Genomic DNA, 16,162 nt, shown 5'->3' on the forward strand with positions numbered 1-16,162 from the left:
CTACAAAAGGGTTTTAGGCTGGTGGGCAATGGTTACCCATCGTAAAAATACTTTCAATTTTGCTATTAACCATAGCTAGCCTATTTTTGAATACATGTACTTCAAGTACGTCTTTCAATCCTTCGTTCAGGGCTTCTAGGAGCCGGTGATTTTACTTTACAATAAGCAGTGATAGCATGCCTGTACGAGCACCACAACATTATCAACGTTTCGAAGATGTATACAAAGGGCTCAATGCCCATCAACAGGAAGCCGTTAACCATACTGAAGGCCCCGTGATGGTAATTGCAGGCCCCGGAACGGGCAAAACACAAATCTTGGCATGTAGAATCGGTAAAATTCTATATGAAAGCGATTTCTTACCCCAAAATATTTTGTGCTTAACCTATACCGATGCTGGCACTGTGGCTATGCGCGAACGCTTACTGGATTTTATTGGTCCAGGTGCCTATAAAGTAAATATTCACACCTTCCACTCCTTTTGTAACGAAGTCATCCAAGATAACCTACATGTATTCGAAAAGAATACACTCGACCTCATCTCAGACCTCGAGAAAATCCAACTCTTCAAAGAACTCATCGATCAACTACCTAAGAACAACCCGCTGAAAAGGTATAGAGGTGACGTATACTTCGATATCCAGAACCTCGCTTCACTCTTTTCAACGATGAAACGTGAAGGGTGGACTCCCCATTTCTTAAAAGAACGAATCGAGTCATGGGTAAATGATCTTCCTTCCACCGAAGGCTTCTACTATAAAAACAATAGTAAAAACAATGTAAAAGGTGATCCAATAAAAGCTAAGATCGAAGAGGAATTGGAGAAAATGGAACGTACTGCCGCCGCTGTTGAACTGTTCGAAGAATATCAACAAATGATGGCGAAAAAACATCGCTACGATTTTGATGATATGATCAACTGGGTCATCCATGCATGGGAAACAAACACAAACCTATTAGCCGAATACCAAGAACGGTTTCAGTATATCTTAGTCGACGAATTTCAAGATACAAGCGGTACACAAAACAAATTGATCGAACTACTAGCCAGTAACGTCGACAATCCAAATATCTTCGTGGTAGGCGATGATGATCAATCCATCTACCGTTTCCAAGGCGCGAATATTGAAAACATGGCCAATTTCGCTAACTCGTTTTCAACCACCTTGCGCACTATCGTACTAACAGAGAATTATCGCTCCGTTAAGAATATAATCGACGTATCAACAGCTGTCATCAAGCATAATGGCCCATCCAGGTTAGTAAACCGGCTCCCGGGCTTAAGCAAGGATGTACAGGCCAGCAATGAAAAGTTGAAGTTGCTGAATATTCCGCCAAACATTCGCCAATACAATACCCAAGCAGAGGAAATGATTGGCATAACCATGGAAATCCGCGACCTGGTTAAACAAGGCGTGCCTCCCGGGAATATCGCTGTTATCTATAGGGAAAATAAATACGGAAGCGAGTTAGCACAATACTTCCACCAGTTAAAAGTGCCCTATTATGTGAAACGGAACATTAACTTATTTGACGTGCCGTTCGCCCGGAAAATATTGCAAATATTACGCTACGTGGCGGCCGAACTGGATACCCCCTATAGCGGTGAAGGCTTATTGTTTGAAATCATGCATTATGATTTTTACAATATCCCTCCCATCGAAACAGCCCGCGTTAGTATCGAAGTAGCCGAAAAAGGTTACAAGGAAAAAAGCGCTATCCGCAAATATTTACAAGAGTGGATTCATACCAAAAACCTCACCCTTTTTTCTTTATCACCACCTAGCGAAATGCTAGCCCTTGGCAAGCTTATAGAACAATGGATTGGAGATGCCCATAATATCACCTTGCAACAACTCTTCAGTGAAATAGTAAATGATGGTGGCATTTTAGCGTACGTGATGAAATCTCCCCGTAAAATATACCTGGTAAGAATCGTGCAAACCCTCTTCGATTTTATCAAGGAGGAAACACATCGCCATCCCAATATGACGATCACCACGCTTATGGAAACCATCGACCTAATGATCGATAATGGTATTCAACTTACTATGCCGCAGGAACTCAGCAACGATAAAGGCGTGCACCTTTTAACAGCTCATGGAGCCAAAGGATTAGAATTCGAATACGTATACCTCGTAGGTACGAATAATCACTTGTGGGAGAAAACACAAAAACGCCATAAGGGATTTACACTTCCCAAAAATGTTTTCGGCACTTCGTCTACTTTTAACGACGAAGATGAACTTCGCCGGTTATTCTACGTAGCCATTACCCGGGCCGAAAAATATCTATACATTTCTTACCCCGTAGCTAGGTCAAATGGAAAACCTTTAGAACCTAGCATGTTTATTGCGGAGATCACGGATCAATTTAAGTTGCCACAGCAAAAAATAGAATTACCAGTAGAACAGGTATTTGATTTCCAAATCATGCAATTCAACAAGGAATTATTGCCGGAGATTGAGAAAGTAGACCAGTTATTCGTTGACGCTTTATTACAAAACTTCGTCATGAATGTTACGGCGCTAAATAATTACTTGCGTTGCCCTTTAGAATTCTATTACCAGAACCTCATACGCGTTCCGTCCGGGAAATCGGAGAATACCGAATTTGGATCGGCTATACACTATGCTATAGAGAAACTTTTCTCCAAAATGCAAGAAAGCGGGAAGAATATTTTCCCTTCCAAAGAAGAATTTATTCGCGATTTCAAATACAGTATGCTTCGAAACCGGGAATCATTCACACAATCCAGTCTTGATAGAAGAATGGAATATGGTCAAGACATTCTAGCCAACTATTATGATAAATACGTCCATAGCTGGAACACTGTTGTAAGCGTGGAGCGAAATGTGCGTAATGTGGTAGTAAACGGTGTGCCGCTCAAGGGAAAGATTGATAAATTAGAGTTTGAAGGCAGATTTGTGAACGTGGTAGATTATAAAACAGGCGACTACGAAAATGCCATTAAGAAATATAAAAAGTGTGAACGTCCCAATGAAAGCAACCCCCATGGAGGCGATTATTGGCGGCAAGCTGTCTTCTATAAAATCTTGTTAGACAATTACAAGATTAAAAACTGGCAAGTCATCAGTACAGAATTTGATTTTATAGAACCGAATAAACAAAAGGAATATCATAAAGAAAAAGTTATTATCGAACCGGCTGATATTACGACTGTTACGCAGCAAATAATGGATACCTGGCAGAAAATTCAGCGACGTGAATTTTATGTAGGTTGTGGAAAAGAAGATTGTCGTTGGTGTAATTTTGTGAAAGACAACCGTTTACACGTAAAGCTCCATGAGGCCATGGAAACTGGCTATGAATAAAAATTAACAGAACATTACATGACCAAGTTGCTCCTGCTTATGCTAGGAATATTCTAAGTTTGCAAATATTTTTATAAATAGGATGGGTACAATGAATCGATTATACGGGTTTTTAGCTGTAGCAGTGCTGCTTTTTACCGCCATTACATTCACAAACTGCGCTAATATCGTTCCCCCTGCTGGTGGAGCGAAAGACACTATTCCCCCGCGCTTAGTGTATGTAAATCCGGAAGATTCTACCCTGAACTTCAAAAGCCGGAAAATCACCTTCGTATTCAATGAGTATGTAGAGCTGGATAACGTAATCGAGAAATTGATCGTTTCCCCTACTTTACAAAGAACACCCACCATTACGGCAAAATTGCGGACGGTAACTGTTCAAATCAAGGATACCTTGAAGCCCAATACCACTTACACCTTTAACTTCGACGATGCTGTAAAGGATGTAAATGAACGCAACCCGGTCCAAGATTTCCAATACGTGTTTTCAACGGGCGACTACCTAGATTCTTTACAGATTCACGGTAAACTTACCATGGCAGAAACAGGTACCGTGGATAGTAACGTTGCCGTGATGTTATATACAAGTATGGCCGATTCCGTGGTAGCAAAAGAAAAACCACAATACTTCGCTAAAACGAAGCGAGATGGTAGTTTTCACTTCAAGAATTTAGCGCCGGGTAGGTATAAAATCTTTGCCTTAAAAGAGGAAGACAAAGATTTACAATACACGAACCCTGCCGAATTGATCGCTTACCGTGATTTGCCTATCACACTCCAAGACGCCAATGTTGAGAACATTAATTTATTGATGTTCAAAGCCTTGGATACAACAAAACCTTTCGTGCCTATTCCAGAGGAACCAGATGAAGAAACCGAGAAAAAAGAAAGGGAAAAACGGAAAAAGATTAAGCTAGTAGCAGCTCCGCAGCTAAATAATAACCAACAAGATTTAAACGATAGCTTACGTATTACTTTCAACGTACCTATTCGTACGATATCTACCATTGATAGCTCACGCATCAAATTACAGGAAGACACGTTGTTTACACCTGTTAACTTCAATTATGTAATGGACTCACTGAATACAAAAATGTCTATTATTTACAATTGGAAAGAAGGGAAGCCTTACCGTTTAATACTGCCGGCTGGATTTGCTACCGATACGTTGGGTAATATTACCAAAACCGATACCGTTAGCTTTAGTGCCAAAGAAAAAGCAGACTACTCGGAGTTCATTGGTACTTTGAAGAAGTCTGAGGAAACCCAAAAAATGCTAGCAGCCGATACAAGCTTGCGCTTAATTATGCAACTCGTTAATAACAAGGTCGTAAAATACGCTGGCGACGTTACCAACGGCACATGGAAACAATCCCTCATTATCCCGGGAGAATACGAAATCCGGATTTTGATTGATGAAAACCATAACGGCATTTGGGATACCGGTAGTTACTTCATAGAACCGAAACGACAGCCTGAACGGGTGATCGCTTTCCCTAAAACTGTCAACATGAAAGCCAACTGGTTAATGCCGGAAACCCTAGAGTTTTAAATATTTAATGATCAATATATTGAAAAAGCCTTCGCCTATAAGTGAAGGCTTTTTTATTTAGCGCCAAGCAACAACAAATATACTTCCTAACATTTCAACAGCAGGGATACAATGTATTTTTACATTACGTTACCTCTTAGTTTTCCTATCCTATTTACTTGATTATTAAGCCATTTAGCATTTTTCACATCTTACATTTTCAGCATCAAATATTCGGTTAATGGCTTACTTAGAATAGACAGACCGGAATCTACTTATCGGTTTTAGCACTCATCAAGCATCCTTCCATCCACAGGCGTGTTGCGATACATTTATCGCTAGTTTTCAATGAACTTATTGTAAATTCATCGTTATCGCTTCTCAGTAGTTTCTCTGTAACTTCTCTGTAGTTTCTCTGTAGTTTCTCTGTAGTTTCTCTGTAGATTGTTCAGTATTACCCTATCTCCATCCTATCTTCTCCCTAGTAAAAGCCTATCCCTACCCTATCCTTACCCTATCTAAAGCCTATCTCGAGCCTATCTTTTGCCTATCCCCGGCCTATTTCCACTATTGTATATCAATTAGTTAGCTTCATATTCCCAAAACCACCAAACATTAGTTATTCATTTCCAATGCCCCCAGCGATTTTGGACCCAGATTTCGCAGTATAGCCAATCAAAATATCGCATTTTGTATAGCTAGAACTTTAAGCAAAGAGCAACTTTCATTTACATCATTTAATTCCCTATAACCCTACACTTTCCTGGCACTCGAAATTGTACAAGCCGCCGGCAAATCATTAACTTTGTAGCTATGGTATTCTCTTCCGCATTAATTGAAAATGCAGTCAACGAATTTGCAAAATTGCCCGGTATCGGTAAAAAAACGGCCTTACGATTGGTGTTACATTTATTGAAACAAGAACCCGCGCAAGTGGAAATTTTCGGAGATGCCATGACCCGCATGCGTAGACAAATCAAATTTTGTAAACATTGTCATAACGTAAGCGATGATGAAGTATGCACTATTTGTAACGCTGCCTCTCGCAATAATGGCGTGGTGTGCGTAGTAGAAAGCATCCGCGACGTAATGGCCATCGAAAACACCCAGCAGTTCCACGGGGTATACCATGTATTGGGAGGTATTATTTCTCCTATCGATGGTGTCGGCCCCGATCAATTAAATATCCATAGCTTGGTAGAAAGAGTGAAAGCACAACAAATCACGGAAGTCATCATGGCTTTAAGCCCTACTATTGAAGGTGATACCACCATATATTACTTGTCGAAGAAATTAAAAGAAACGCCTGTTAAAATAACGACTATCGCAAGAGGAATTGCCTTCGGTGGAGAATTAGAATATGCCGATGAAATGACTTTAGCGCGTTCTTTGACCAATCGTTTACCGCTTGAAAATTATTTGCAACAAGGTAAATAAACAATCGTACTATGCCGTAACTTTATTGACCCGATATTTCATTACCAGTAAAAAATACCCAGCATGTTAAAAATATTAATGTCAGTACTCATGTTCTTCTCTACAGCCGCCGGCTTTTACGATTTCAAAGTAGAGTCTATTGATGGTAGCACCATTGATTTAGCGAAGTATAAAGGCAAGAAAATTTTAGTCGTTAATACGGCTTCTATGTGCGGCAATACGCCACAATACGCAGAGTTAGAAGCTTTGTACAAGAAGTACGAGAAAAACCTCGTGATTATTGGTTTCCCTGCGAATAACTTCGGTTCTCAAGAGCCAGGTAGTAACGCAGAAATCAAAGCTTTCTGCACAAAAGAATACGCCGTAACTTTCCCAATGGCCGCTAAAGTTTCTGTTAAAGGCAACGATATGCACCCATTATACCAATGGTTAACTGCGCAAGCCAAGGAAAAACACTTTACACCAGAAGAAGTTACCTGGAACTTCCAGAAGTATTTGATCGATGAAAAAGGCAACCTCGTAGCCGTTTTCAAACCAAAAACATCTGTAAATTCTCCAGAAGTTATCGCAGCAATTGAGAAAAAGTAAGGTTTAAAACTTTGATTATACAAAGGCCGTCTCGCTTGAGGCGGCTTTTTTTATGCGTTAACGGGTGATTCACAAACAGGTGTCGCTATTTCCACTACCTTTCCCCTACAACCCCCAAAACCATCCCCCAATGAAACACCTACTACAGGGCATAGCCATGCTTTCTATACTATGCACTGCTTGTGGCAAATTGTTGCCAGAAGAAGTGAATTGCGGCAACCCCTTCATAAAAATCAAACCTGCCGACGGCACCACTTTTCATTTACCCATTTCTTACAATGCCATCACCCGGGCCACTGATATTACCGGTCGCTTCAAACTACTTCACCTCGAAGCTGTAAACGATTCCGTTAAAGTAATCGTGGCAATTAAAGAGTATGTTTATGATAACACCAATTTGTATGGCGATAACTTTCATATGAATGGTATGCAGGTAGAATTTCGATCGACTGTCAATATCGCCCCTAACTTTATTTTCTTAGCATTGAAAGAAAACGACCGCTATGTATTTAAGCGGGTCGACACCGCCATGTTAGCAATTACGCAATTAGACACGGCCAGGAAAACCATCAGCGGCAATTTTTACTTGGCTACTCGAAATCCTACTTACGCCCTGGCAGGCACTTTCACGAAAGTCTGCTTCCTCTCCTTCAAATAACTTATTTTCACGCCTGGAAAAAGGATACCAGGTAATGTTATTTTCAGAAATCATCGGTCAAGCTGCTACTAAACAACAACTCGTTCACGCGGTTACACATAACCGCATGAGTCATGCTATGATCTTCCTTGCACCGGAAGGTGCGGGAGGCCTACCCCTTGCATTGGCTTTTACACAGTACCTTGTTTGTGAAAATAAGCAGGAAACAGATGCTTGCGGAAAATGTGCTGCTTGCGTGAAGGCGAACCAGTTTATTCACCCCGATATTCACTTTTCCTATCCCGTTATTCCCCGCAAACCGGGCGATAAACCATTAAGCACCGATTACATAGCCGAATGGCGCGAATTCGTTGTGCAGCAACCTTACGGGAATGCATACGATTGGTTACAATTTATTGGCGCGGAAAATAAACAAGGGAATATTACGGCCAACGAATGCTTAGATATTATTCGCAAGTTGAATTTGAAGAGTTTCGAAAGCGAGTACAAGATTCTTTTAATGTGGATGCCGGAGTACTTGGGGAATGAAGGGAACCGCTTATTGAAATTGATAGAAGAACCGCCGGCTAATACAATTTTTGTATTGGTAGCCGAAAACCAAGAGCAGATTCTTGCTACCATCTTATCACGTACCCAGCTTATCAAAATCAACCCACTTACTACCCAAGAGCTACGTACTGCCCTTATAGAAAGAAATAAAACTGAGGAACAACGTGCAAGGCAAATTGCCACCATTGCATCGGGTAATTACCGCGAAGCAATGCAGTTGTTGCAACATACTGATAATGATTACCATGAAATGCTTCGGGCATGGCTAAACTGTATCTTCTTGCAGAACCGCGTGGCTTTGCAAGAATGGATCGAAGCCATGGCCAGCGCCAAAATGGGCCGCGAGAACCAAAAACAATTCCTCCGCTACTTCATTAACATGCTTGAACACGCCCTCCGTTTACAATATATGCCTGCCGAACACCTCGCTTTTGCTCCTGAGGAGGTCGATTTTGCCGAAAAGTTGCGGAAATTGGCCGATTTGGAACAAACGGGCCTTATTATCGATGCGTTAAATGATGCTTGCTATCACATCGAACGGAATGCCAACGGCAAAATTCTCTTCCATGCACTATCGATTCGTCTTCAATATATTTTTAAGCGTAAACCCGTCCCGGTAAATTATTAGCAATTTACCTATGACGATTTTATAATATACCTCCAAATCCGCGAAAACGCCCGTACTGCCGTTTTTTGCATTACCTTTGCTTGTTATTACCCCTAGGTCCAATTGTTAAAAATTATTCTGTATCTTAGTTTCACCCGTGTTGTAAGGTGTGATTGTGCGAGATTCTGGAAATGACCGGGTTACACATTATTTACTCATTTTTTAAATCAATTAATATATGGCTTGTGCCGGATGTGGTACAGGTGCGAGTGGGAAGCCAAATGGATGTAAGAGCAATGGAGGATGCGATACAGGCGGTTGTAACCGTCTGAACGTATTTGATTGGCTGGCAAATATTCCACTGGGCGATAGTTTAGCACCATTTGATATCATAGAAGTAAGTTTTAATAACGGTAGTAGAAAAGATTTTTTCCGTAATGCCACCAAGCAATTCTTCGAAAAAGGAGAAATGGTCGCTGTTGAAGGTGTGAGTGGTTTCGATGTTGGGATGGTCAACCTCACCGGTGAATTGGTTAAATTACAGATGAAAAAACGCCGGGTAGAAGATACCCCGGAAGTAAAGAAGTTACTCCGCCGAGCGTCTACCGACGACATGAACCGCATGTCGGAAAACAAAGCCCGCGAAAAAGAAGCCCTCATTAAAGCGCGCGCTATTGCAAGAAATCTTGGTCTTGAAATGAAACTCACAGAAGTAGAAATTCAAGCCGATGGCCGAAAAGCAACATTCTTTTATACGGCCGACGATCGCGTCGATTTCCGCGAACTCATCAAAATATATGCATCCGAATTCAAAGTAAAGGTTGAAATGCGCCAAATCGGTGCCCGCCAAGAGGCAGGTAAAGTAGGTGGCATCGGCAGTTGCGGTAGAGAACTTTGCTGTAGTACATGGTTATCTGATTTCAAATCAGTAAACACCACAGCAGCTCGCTACCAAAACTTATCCATCAACCAAGCAAAGCTATCTGGTCAATGCGGTCGCTTAAAATGCTGCCTCAACTATGAATTAGATACTTATTTGGATGCCTTGAAAGATTTCCCAGAAGATGCCGATACGCTAGAAACAGCCGCCGGTACCGCGTCACTTCAAAAACGCGATATCTTCAAAAACTTAATGTGGTATTCTTTCGACAACAGTAACAAATTATACCCGCTTACTATTACCCGCGTAAAGGAAATCAGGCACCTCAATAAACAAGGTAACAAACCTGAAGAACTGAAAGCTGTAGAATTAGTAGCCACGAAACCTAAAGAAATTGATCTCGGTTTCGTAGATGTGGTAGGTCAAATTTCCCTTCGTTCCCTCGAAAAAACGTCTCAAAAGCGCAAGCAAAAAGGCAAAGAGAAGGAAAAAGAGAAAGAAAAACCAAAGCAAGCTGCTCCTCAAAACCAAGGCAACCAACCGAAACAAGGTGGTAACCAACAAAAACAACCACAACAAGCGAAACAACCGCAACAAGGTGGTAGCCAAGGTCAGGGTCAACAAAAACCTAAGCAGCCGCAACAAGCACCACAACAAAAACAACATCATCAAAAACAGTCGCAGCAGCGCCATGAACCTAAAGGTCCGGGTAATAACAACCCTCCTCAAGCGAATCGCCCGCCGCAACAAAACCAGCAAAAGGAGAAACCAAATACTCCTCAGCAACAACCCAAACCAAAACCCAAGCCGCCTCGTCCGCCGCAGGGTAATAATAAATAATTAGCATACGGGTGTCAACAAAATGGCACCCGTTTTTCTTATATTTTGACGACCCACTCGAATTTATTACAGCATGATCGGATTTCCTCCCAAACATCATACTTCATTCTCCTTACAAGGCACCTCCGTACAAGCTTATTATACGTACGCCTGCATGGCATTGGAAAGTTTGGACTGGCACATCAGTTTCGCTACTACCGAATACATCATTGCTTTCACCAATTTTAGCTGGCGCTCTTGGAACGAGCAAATCACCATCCACATTACCCCGGGCATGCTCGAAATAACCAGCGAAAGCACCGGTGCACAAATCATCGATTTTGGGAAGAATAAAAGCAACCTCCATCTCCTAACAGAAACAATTGATTCTATTGCTACCAGTACCAGCGAAGTGGCAACAGAACAGCATTTTCAACAATATCAACAACAATTCGCCGACCTCAACTTCGAACACGAAGGGGCCTACCACCTCACGCACAAAAGACGCATTATTAAAGGATTCACCAAGGTATTTGTACCTGTAAAAGGCTATTTCATTACCCCGGTGCTCGTTTCTTTGAATGTTTTCATTTTTGTGCTTCTGACGGCCCTGTCTATTTATAACGGCTCCGATATTCTTCCATTCGACATTACCCCCTACGCCAATTACAAACTCGATACGCTCGCTGGGCAGCCTTGGCGCTTGTTCTCGTGCTTATTTGTACATTTTGATGCGCTGCATTTGTTCTTCAATATGTACTTTTTAGTAATCGCAGGCCTGTACCTCGAGTCGATGCTAGGTAGCCGACGATTTTTATTGGCTTACTTATTATCGGGATTGGGGGCGAGCTTGGCCAGTTTATGGTGGAATGACTATGTAGTGTCGGCCGGTTCTTCAGGGGCTATTTTAGGCTTATATGGTGTAATTATAGCCATTATTAGCCAGCCCATCCTGGAAAAGCAAGAGCGGAAATCGTTGTTTATCTCGATCGGGATATTAATCGCCTTGCAACTATTGATAGGCTTTAGGAAAAACTCTAGTACCGACAATGCTTCGCATATTGGGGGCATTCTTACGGGCTATGTACTCGGTTGGTGCTACTACCCTAGCCTAAAACGCCCGAAGTGGCTGCAAGGAAAAATGGTTACTTTTTACGGTACACTGGTAGTGGGCGCTATAGCGGGCATTATTACTTACCAAAATATGAGCCGCGATATCTTCCGTTACCAAGAGATTTTAGACACTATTGACCATAACCGCCAAATGGCTTTCGGTATTTACAGCATGCCTACCACCTTTACCCGCGAGCAACAACTCAGGCAAATCAAAGATAACGGGATCTATTATTGGGACGAGAACTTGCGCTTGCTTGATGAAGCTACCCATATGCATTTATCAAAGAAGTCGCAACGCCACAACCAAGTGTTGATTCAATACAACGAGATTCAACGAAGGATCTTCGTATTTCAATACAAGCGAATTGATGAAAGCACACAGAAGTACAACCAAGCTATTTTGGATGCCCGTGCCGATGCCGACGATTTAGCGTTGAAGGCGAACTACTAACTCTCCGATTCGAAATACAATTTATAATACTGCATATTCGCCAGGTCGTCGTAGCCACGCTCAATACGATCACGGTCGCCATGGATATACACGAGGAAGTTTTTATCCAGTTTCAATACACTTTTGAAATCCCGCTGGTTCTTCTTCACCGCCGGTGCCGAAATTTCGAACTCGTCGGGAATATCTAAGCGGTAATCGCGTTGAAACTGTTCACGGTAATCCTTGAAAGATTCAATAGCGTCTACGTTCCCGAGTACTTCCTCGGCGTAGCTGTTCATATCGAACTGTTCATTTTGCTTGAAATAGGCAGCCGATTTATTCAATAAATCGATCTGGTCGGCCCGGTTCATTTCGTATTGTCCTGGGAGATGGGTGGAAATGAATTCTTTACACAGCGTAACGGCTGTTTCTGTTTGGTGGTAATTATCTTCACGGCGTTGTACCTGTAAGAACGCGTCTTTCCAGTATACGGCCTCATTTTGTTTGCTGATACTATCTACAATACTCACTTTATACCCTTCTTCACTTTCAATGTTAAACACCAAGCAGCCTTTATCCAGCTTATTGATATTAATACCATCTTCGTAGTTGACTTCGTAATTATCTTGTTGAAGGAATACTTTCAAGTAAGTATCGCGGGTTTCGGATTTGAATATACCGATTGCTTCTACTTCTTCTCCATCTACTTGCACCTTCGAGAAATGTACGATGTACAATTCGCCGCCTTTGATTTTGGGGTGAGTAGAATGTTTGTATAAATGCTTCGCAATGTTAATGCTTTGATCGTGGAAAACGGTGCTGTCTTCGAAAATCAAGCTGCAGTACTTGTAAACTTCGTTCAATTGGATATCCGCATCATGCATGAATCTAAAATATTCAGCATTCTTCACGAATGGCTGTATAAAATAGTTCAACAACAAGTTCCCAATCGTTTCATCCGACAATTGTAAAGGCGATTGAGAAAGGATCAAAGGCTCGTCGTGACCGAGGTTGCCTACTTTGTGGATGGTGAGTTGACTGAGGTCTGTAAAATCTGCAACATGAATCATAAGGCTAAATAAATTGCTTGGCGAAATAACGGAAAAATAGCGAACTGGGCGTTTATCATTTTTTATTAAAAATCTTCATTCTAAGGTTCTATATTTATTTCATTATGAAAAATTCCACACTTTTCTTAGCAACAGCGGCCATGCTCCTATCTTCTGCAGCCATGGCGCAAACCGATTTATATAAAGCAAAAGACCTCACAAAAGAGAAAATGTTCTCTGTGAATATCGAAGGACCTAATTTCGATAAAAAGGGAAACTTCTACGTGGTGAACTACCAGCAAGATGGCACCATTGGAAAAATAAATCCCGTAACTGGTGAAGGCGAAATATTTGTTGAATTACCAAATGGCAGCATCGCCAATGCCATCCAGTTCAATAGTAAAGGCACCATGTTGTTGGCCGACTTTAAGAACCACAACGTCCTGCAAGTAAACATGAAAACGAAAGAAGTGAGTGTATACGCGCACGACGATCGTTTCAACCAACCCAATGATATTTGCATCAACAAGAAAGATCAAATCTTCGCTAGTGACCCTAATTGGAAAGATCAAACAGGGAAATTATGGCGTGTAGATCCAGGAGGGAAAACTGTTTTACTTGAAGAAAATATGGGTACTACAAATGGCATTACACTCAGTCCTGATGAAAAAATCCTGTATGTCAACGAAGGTATCCAACGTAAAATCTGGAAGTATGATGTAGATAGTAAAGGAAATATTAGCAATAAAACGTTATTCGCCACCTTCGATGATTATGGTTTTGATGGTATGAAAGTGGATAAAGCCGGTAACTTATACATCGCACGCTGGGGCAAAGGCACCATTGTGGTAATGTCGCCAGGAGGAAAGCAAATCCGCGAAATTCCTTTAACCGGTAAGCATTGTAGCAACTTGATTTTCGGTGGGAAAGATAAGAAAACAGTTTTTGTAACCTTACAGGATCGTAAATGTATCGAAACTTTCCAAGTAGAAATTCCGGGTAAATAAATCATACATATTATACCAAGCAAAAAAGCCTTTCTAGATGAGAAAGGCTTTTTTTATCAAAATGAATATATGCTGATTAGTTGGCTTTGTTGAAAGATTCCAATGTTTCGAAATCGAGTGTGCTAATTTTCACCACTTGGTATTGCGTAGCCGTTTCAAGGGTAACGATATACGTTTTCTCACCAGCAGCATTGAATTCGCGCACTGAAACGATGTTTTCGTTAGGGCATTTCTTCATCAATTTTTTGATCACGTTTAAAGGCAGATCAGCATCAGAAATATAACGGCTAGTAGCAACTTCGTTACCTTGCTCGTCGATATGATGCATCACTTTCTTTACAGCCTTTTTTACGGATTCATTTACACTTGTGTTGTTAGCAAATACATTAACAGATAATGTTACTAAAGCGATGAGGATAGTTAAAGTTTTCATATAAATGCGTTTTATTGTGTTTTCGTTTTTGTTTGTTTGATAAATCAAAGGTATGAACGGTACCAAACAGGTCAAAACGACTATTTATTAGCGGATGAAAGGCAAATAGAAACCTTAAAAGTGTTCGCTTTTGTACAAAGTGGACGAGTAACTACATTTACCATAACACATTCTTTATAAACAACTTATAATACAATCTATCCATAAAGCCTATTCATAAATCAATAAAAGTCTTCTACATCGTACTCGGGCTAATTGGTAATTGTAAAACCTCATTTTTCGATACCGGACAAGAAATCTCAAAAGCGGACATAACTATACCAAACACAATATGGGTAAAGGTTTAGGTAGGGTCAACGGTATAGATTCAGCCATAGAATGTTAATAATGGAAAACATTAGATCGAACAACAAGAGAATCATCTTGCATAACAAGTTGTAGAGCTTTCCCTTTAAGCGATTGGCATTGCGGGAGTTTGGCAATCATAATATGCCGAGGTAATAACCTTTGATATACAGCTCCTGTTGCTCAAAGCCCAGCATCTCGCACGCTATTATGTACTTTTTGCCATGTTCCGTTCTCATTCTTATACACTAAGTACGCATAGAACAATGAATTACCAATACCCATATGAATAGGAAATTTTCCTGTATTTTATATATACACAAAATTGGCTGCACAGGCTTCTACAGCATCCACCACTTCAGTCATCTTATTCACATATACCCAATCAATAGAAGTATTACAAATAGTATCAACCTTTATTTCTAAACTCCTATCATTTATCCGTCCATCACTTTCATAGTGAGTCCTTGAGATATGCTGCACGTAGCGTTTGTTTATTAGGATAAAGTCTCTCCGTGATCCAATGTATTCGATAGGCATTCTAATATTTGCTGTGTTATTACAGCAAACGTTCTTCCACCTACAAGTATCAACTCGCTCTGCGATTTGCATCCCAAACAAATTGTGATATTTCATCTTGGAGAATGTGCGAGGCGATGTATTACAGGCGGCAAGGAGTGAAAAGAATAGGAGTAATAGCTTCATAGGATGATAATTTTTTTATTGGGATGCTGGCTTGGTGGGTTTCCATACGTTCCACACGATAAAGAATAGCTTTTTCATTTTCGCTTTCTCCGTTATACAATGTTGTTAGTTAAGCAAAGATTTCCCGTTTATAAAAGGTTTATTTACATGAAGTGTGCTTACTAGGAGAGGTAATTTAAGATTGGTTGTAATTGAAATTAGCATTCCATTGTATCTGCATAGGTTTCCATGTTGTTGTAACTGAATTTATCATTACCAGTATACAAAGTAATATCGACTACTGTCCTTACCTCTGTTGTATTGAATATTTGGGTTGTCCCTTCCTATAACCTATCACCATCATCTTCTGCATCTCTTTAGGTTGTTGCAATATTATCTCTGTAAGATTTCCTACAAATTGTATAGGCATCATTTAGGAGAATACTTTATTCCACGGATGATGCAAGGTAGTGTTTTTAATAGGAGGGGTGGGCAAACGATAAGAAGTAGGTATTTTAGCTTGATGGGATAATTGCTTTTAATTGGGATGCTGGCGTTATGGATTCCTGAAATTCGATGCTTGTCATCTACCTCGAACAAAAAAGGTCCTAGCCAATGCCTAGGACCTTTTTAAATAAATTACGGCAGCTACCTACTCTCCCGCATTGTGGTGCAGTACCATCGGCCATAAGGG

The 16,162-nt window shown here is 40.8% G+C and carries 11 protein-coding genes; 9 read left to right on the forward strand and 2 right to left on the reverse strand.

Going from position 1 to position 16,162, the window contains the following annotated elements:
* Positions 1 to 176: 176 nt before the first annotated feature.
* The 8 genes from LX64_RS25415 to LX64_RS25450 all read left to right on the forward strand — a co-directional run bounded on the left by LX64_RS25415 (position 177) and on the right by LX64_RS25450 (position 11,971).
* Entirely contained in the window at positions 177 to 3,335 is a 3,159-nt protein-coding gene (locus tag LX64_RS25415) for an ATP-dependent DNA helicase (protein WP_111600515.1), read from the forward strand.
* A 91-nt stretch (positions 3,336 to 3,426) separates the two neighbouring features.
* Positions 3,427 to 4,887, forward strand: coding sequence for an Ig-like domain-containing protein (locus tag LX64_RS25420; RefSeq protein ID WP_158538741.1), 1,461 nt, complete (start codon positions 3,427 to 3,429; stop codon positions 4,885 to 4,887).
* Positions 4,888 to 5,679: 792 nt separating this feature from the next.
* Complete coding sequence (gene recR / locus LX64_RS25425; protein ID WP_111600517.1) at positions 5,680 to 6,303, forward strand: recombination mediator RecR; 624 nt, start codon at positions 5,680 to 5,682, stop codon at positions 6,301 to 6,303.
* A gap of 63 nt (positions 6,304 to 6,366) precedes the next feature.
* Positions 6,367 to 6,891: a glutathione peroxidase gene (locus LX64_RS25430; RefSeq protein WP_111600518.1), complete on the forward strand. Its 525-nt coding sequence runs from the start codon at positions 6,367 to 6,369 to the stop codon at positions 6,889 to 6,891.
* A 130-nt stretch (positions 6,892 to 7,021) separates the two neighbouring features.
* Complete coding sequence (locus LX64_RS25435; RefSeq protein WP_148707473.1) at positions 7,022 to 7,549, forward strand: hypothetical protein; 528 nt, start codon at positions 7,022 to 7,024, stop codon at positions 7,547 to 7,549.
* Positions 7,550 to 7,583: 34 nt separating this feature from the next.
* On the forward strand, positions 7,584 to 8,726 hold the full coding sequence (locus tag LX64_RS25440; RefSeq protein WP_111600520.1) for a DNA polymerase III subunit: 1,143 nt from the start codon (positions 7,584 to 7,586) through the stop codon (positions 8,724 to 8,726).
* A 217-nt stretch (positions 8,727 to 8,943) separates the two neighbouring features.
* A complete protein-coding gene (locus tag LX64_RS25445; protein ID WP_111600521.1) occupies positions 8,944 to 10,425 on the forward strand; it encodes a PSP1 domain-containing protein in 1,482 nt (493 codons plus the stop codon).
* A gap of 73 nt (positions 10,426 to 10,498) precedes the next feature.
* Positions 10,499 to 11,971, forward strand: a complete 1,473-nt coding sequence (locus LX64_RS25450) for a rhomboid family intramembrane serine protease (RefSeq protein WP_111600522.1) — start codon at positions 10,499 to 10,501, stop codon at positions 11,969 to 11,971.
* Here LX64_RS25450 and LX64_RS25455 read toward each other — a convergent pair.
* Positions 11,968 to 13,020 carry a nucleoid-associated protein gene (locus tag LX64_RS25455; RefSeq protein ID WP_111600523.1) on the reverse strand — a complete coding sequence of 351 codons (1,053 nt, stop codon included), beginning with the start codon at positions 13,018 to 13,020 and terminating at the stop codon, positions 11,968 to 11,970. The genes LX64_RS25450 and LX64_RS25455 overlap by 4 nt on opposite strands.
* 104 nt (positions 13,021 to 13,124) lie before the next feature.
* On the opposite strand from LX64_RS25455, the gene LX64_RS25460 reads away from it, so the two are divergent.
* Complete coding sequence (locus LX64_RS25460) at positions 13,125 to 14,006, forward strand: SMP-30/gluconolactonase/LRE family protein (RefSeq protein ID WP_111600524.1); 882 nt, start codon at positions 13,125 to 13,127, stop codon at positions 14,004 to 14,006.
* A 76-nt stretch (positions 14,007 to 14,082) separates the two neighbouring features.
* On the opposite strand, the gene LX64_RS25465 is transcribed toward LX64_RS25460, so the two are convergent.
* Entirely contained in the window at positions 14,083 to 14,439 is a 357-nt protein-coding gene (locus LX64_RS25465) for a hypothetical protein (RefSeq protein ID WP_148707474.1), read from the reverse strand.
* Positions 14,440 to 16,162 lie beyond the last annotated feature (1,723 nt).

It is taken from the genome of Chitinophaga skermanii, from assembly GCF_003259335.1.
GTDB classification, from domain to species: Bacteria; Bacteroidota; Bacteroidia; order Chitinophagales; family Chitinophagaceae; genus Chitinophaga; species Chitinophaga skermanii.

Excerpts from the sequence above, each read along its gene's own strand:
- LX64_RS25415 (WP_111600515.1), top strand. The coding sequence starts at position 177 with ATGCCTGTACGAGCACCACAACATTATCAACGTTTCGAAGATGTATAC.
- LX64_RS25420 (WP_158538741.1), top strand. The coding sequence starts at position 3,427 with ATGAATCGATTATACGGGTTTTTAGCTGTAGCAGTGCTGCTTTTTACC.
- recR (WP_111600517.1), top strand. The coding sequence starts at position 5,680 with ATGGTATTCTCTTCCGCATTAATTGAAAATGCAGTCAACGAATTTGCA.
- LX64_RS25430 (WP_111600518.1), top strand. The coding sequence starts at position 6,367 with ATGTTAAAAATATTAATGTCAGTACTCATGTTCTTCTCTACAGCCGCC.
- LX64_RS25435 (WP_148707473.1), top strand. The coding sequence starts at position 7,022 with ATGAAACACCTACTACAGGGCATAGCCATGCTTTCTATACTATGCACT.
- LX64_RS25440 (WP_111600520.1), top strand. The coding sequence starts at position 7,584 with ATGTTATTTTCAGAAATCATCGGTCAAGCTGCTACTAAACAACAACTC.
- LX64_RS25445 (WP_111600521.1), top strand. The coding sequence starts at position 8,944 with ATGGCTTGTGCCGGATGTGGTACAGGTGCGAGTGGGAAGCCAAATGGA.
- LX64_RS25450 (WP_111600522.1), top strand. The coding sequence starts at position 10,499 with ATGATCGGATTTCCTCCCAAACATCATACTTCATTCTCCTTACAAGGC.
- LX64_RS25455 (WP_111600523.1), bottom strand. The coding sequence starts at position 13,020 with ATGATTCATGTTGCAGATTTTACAGACCTCAGTCAACTCACCATCCAC.
- LX64_RS25460 (WP_111600524.1), top strand. The coding sequence starts at position 13,125 with ATGAAAAATTCCACACTTTTCTTAGCAACAGCGGCCATGCTCCTATCT.
- LX64_RS25465 (WP_148707474.1), bottom strand. The coding sequence starts at position 14,439 with ATGAAAACTTTAACTATCCTCATCGCTTTAGTAACATTATCTGTTAAT.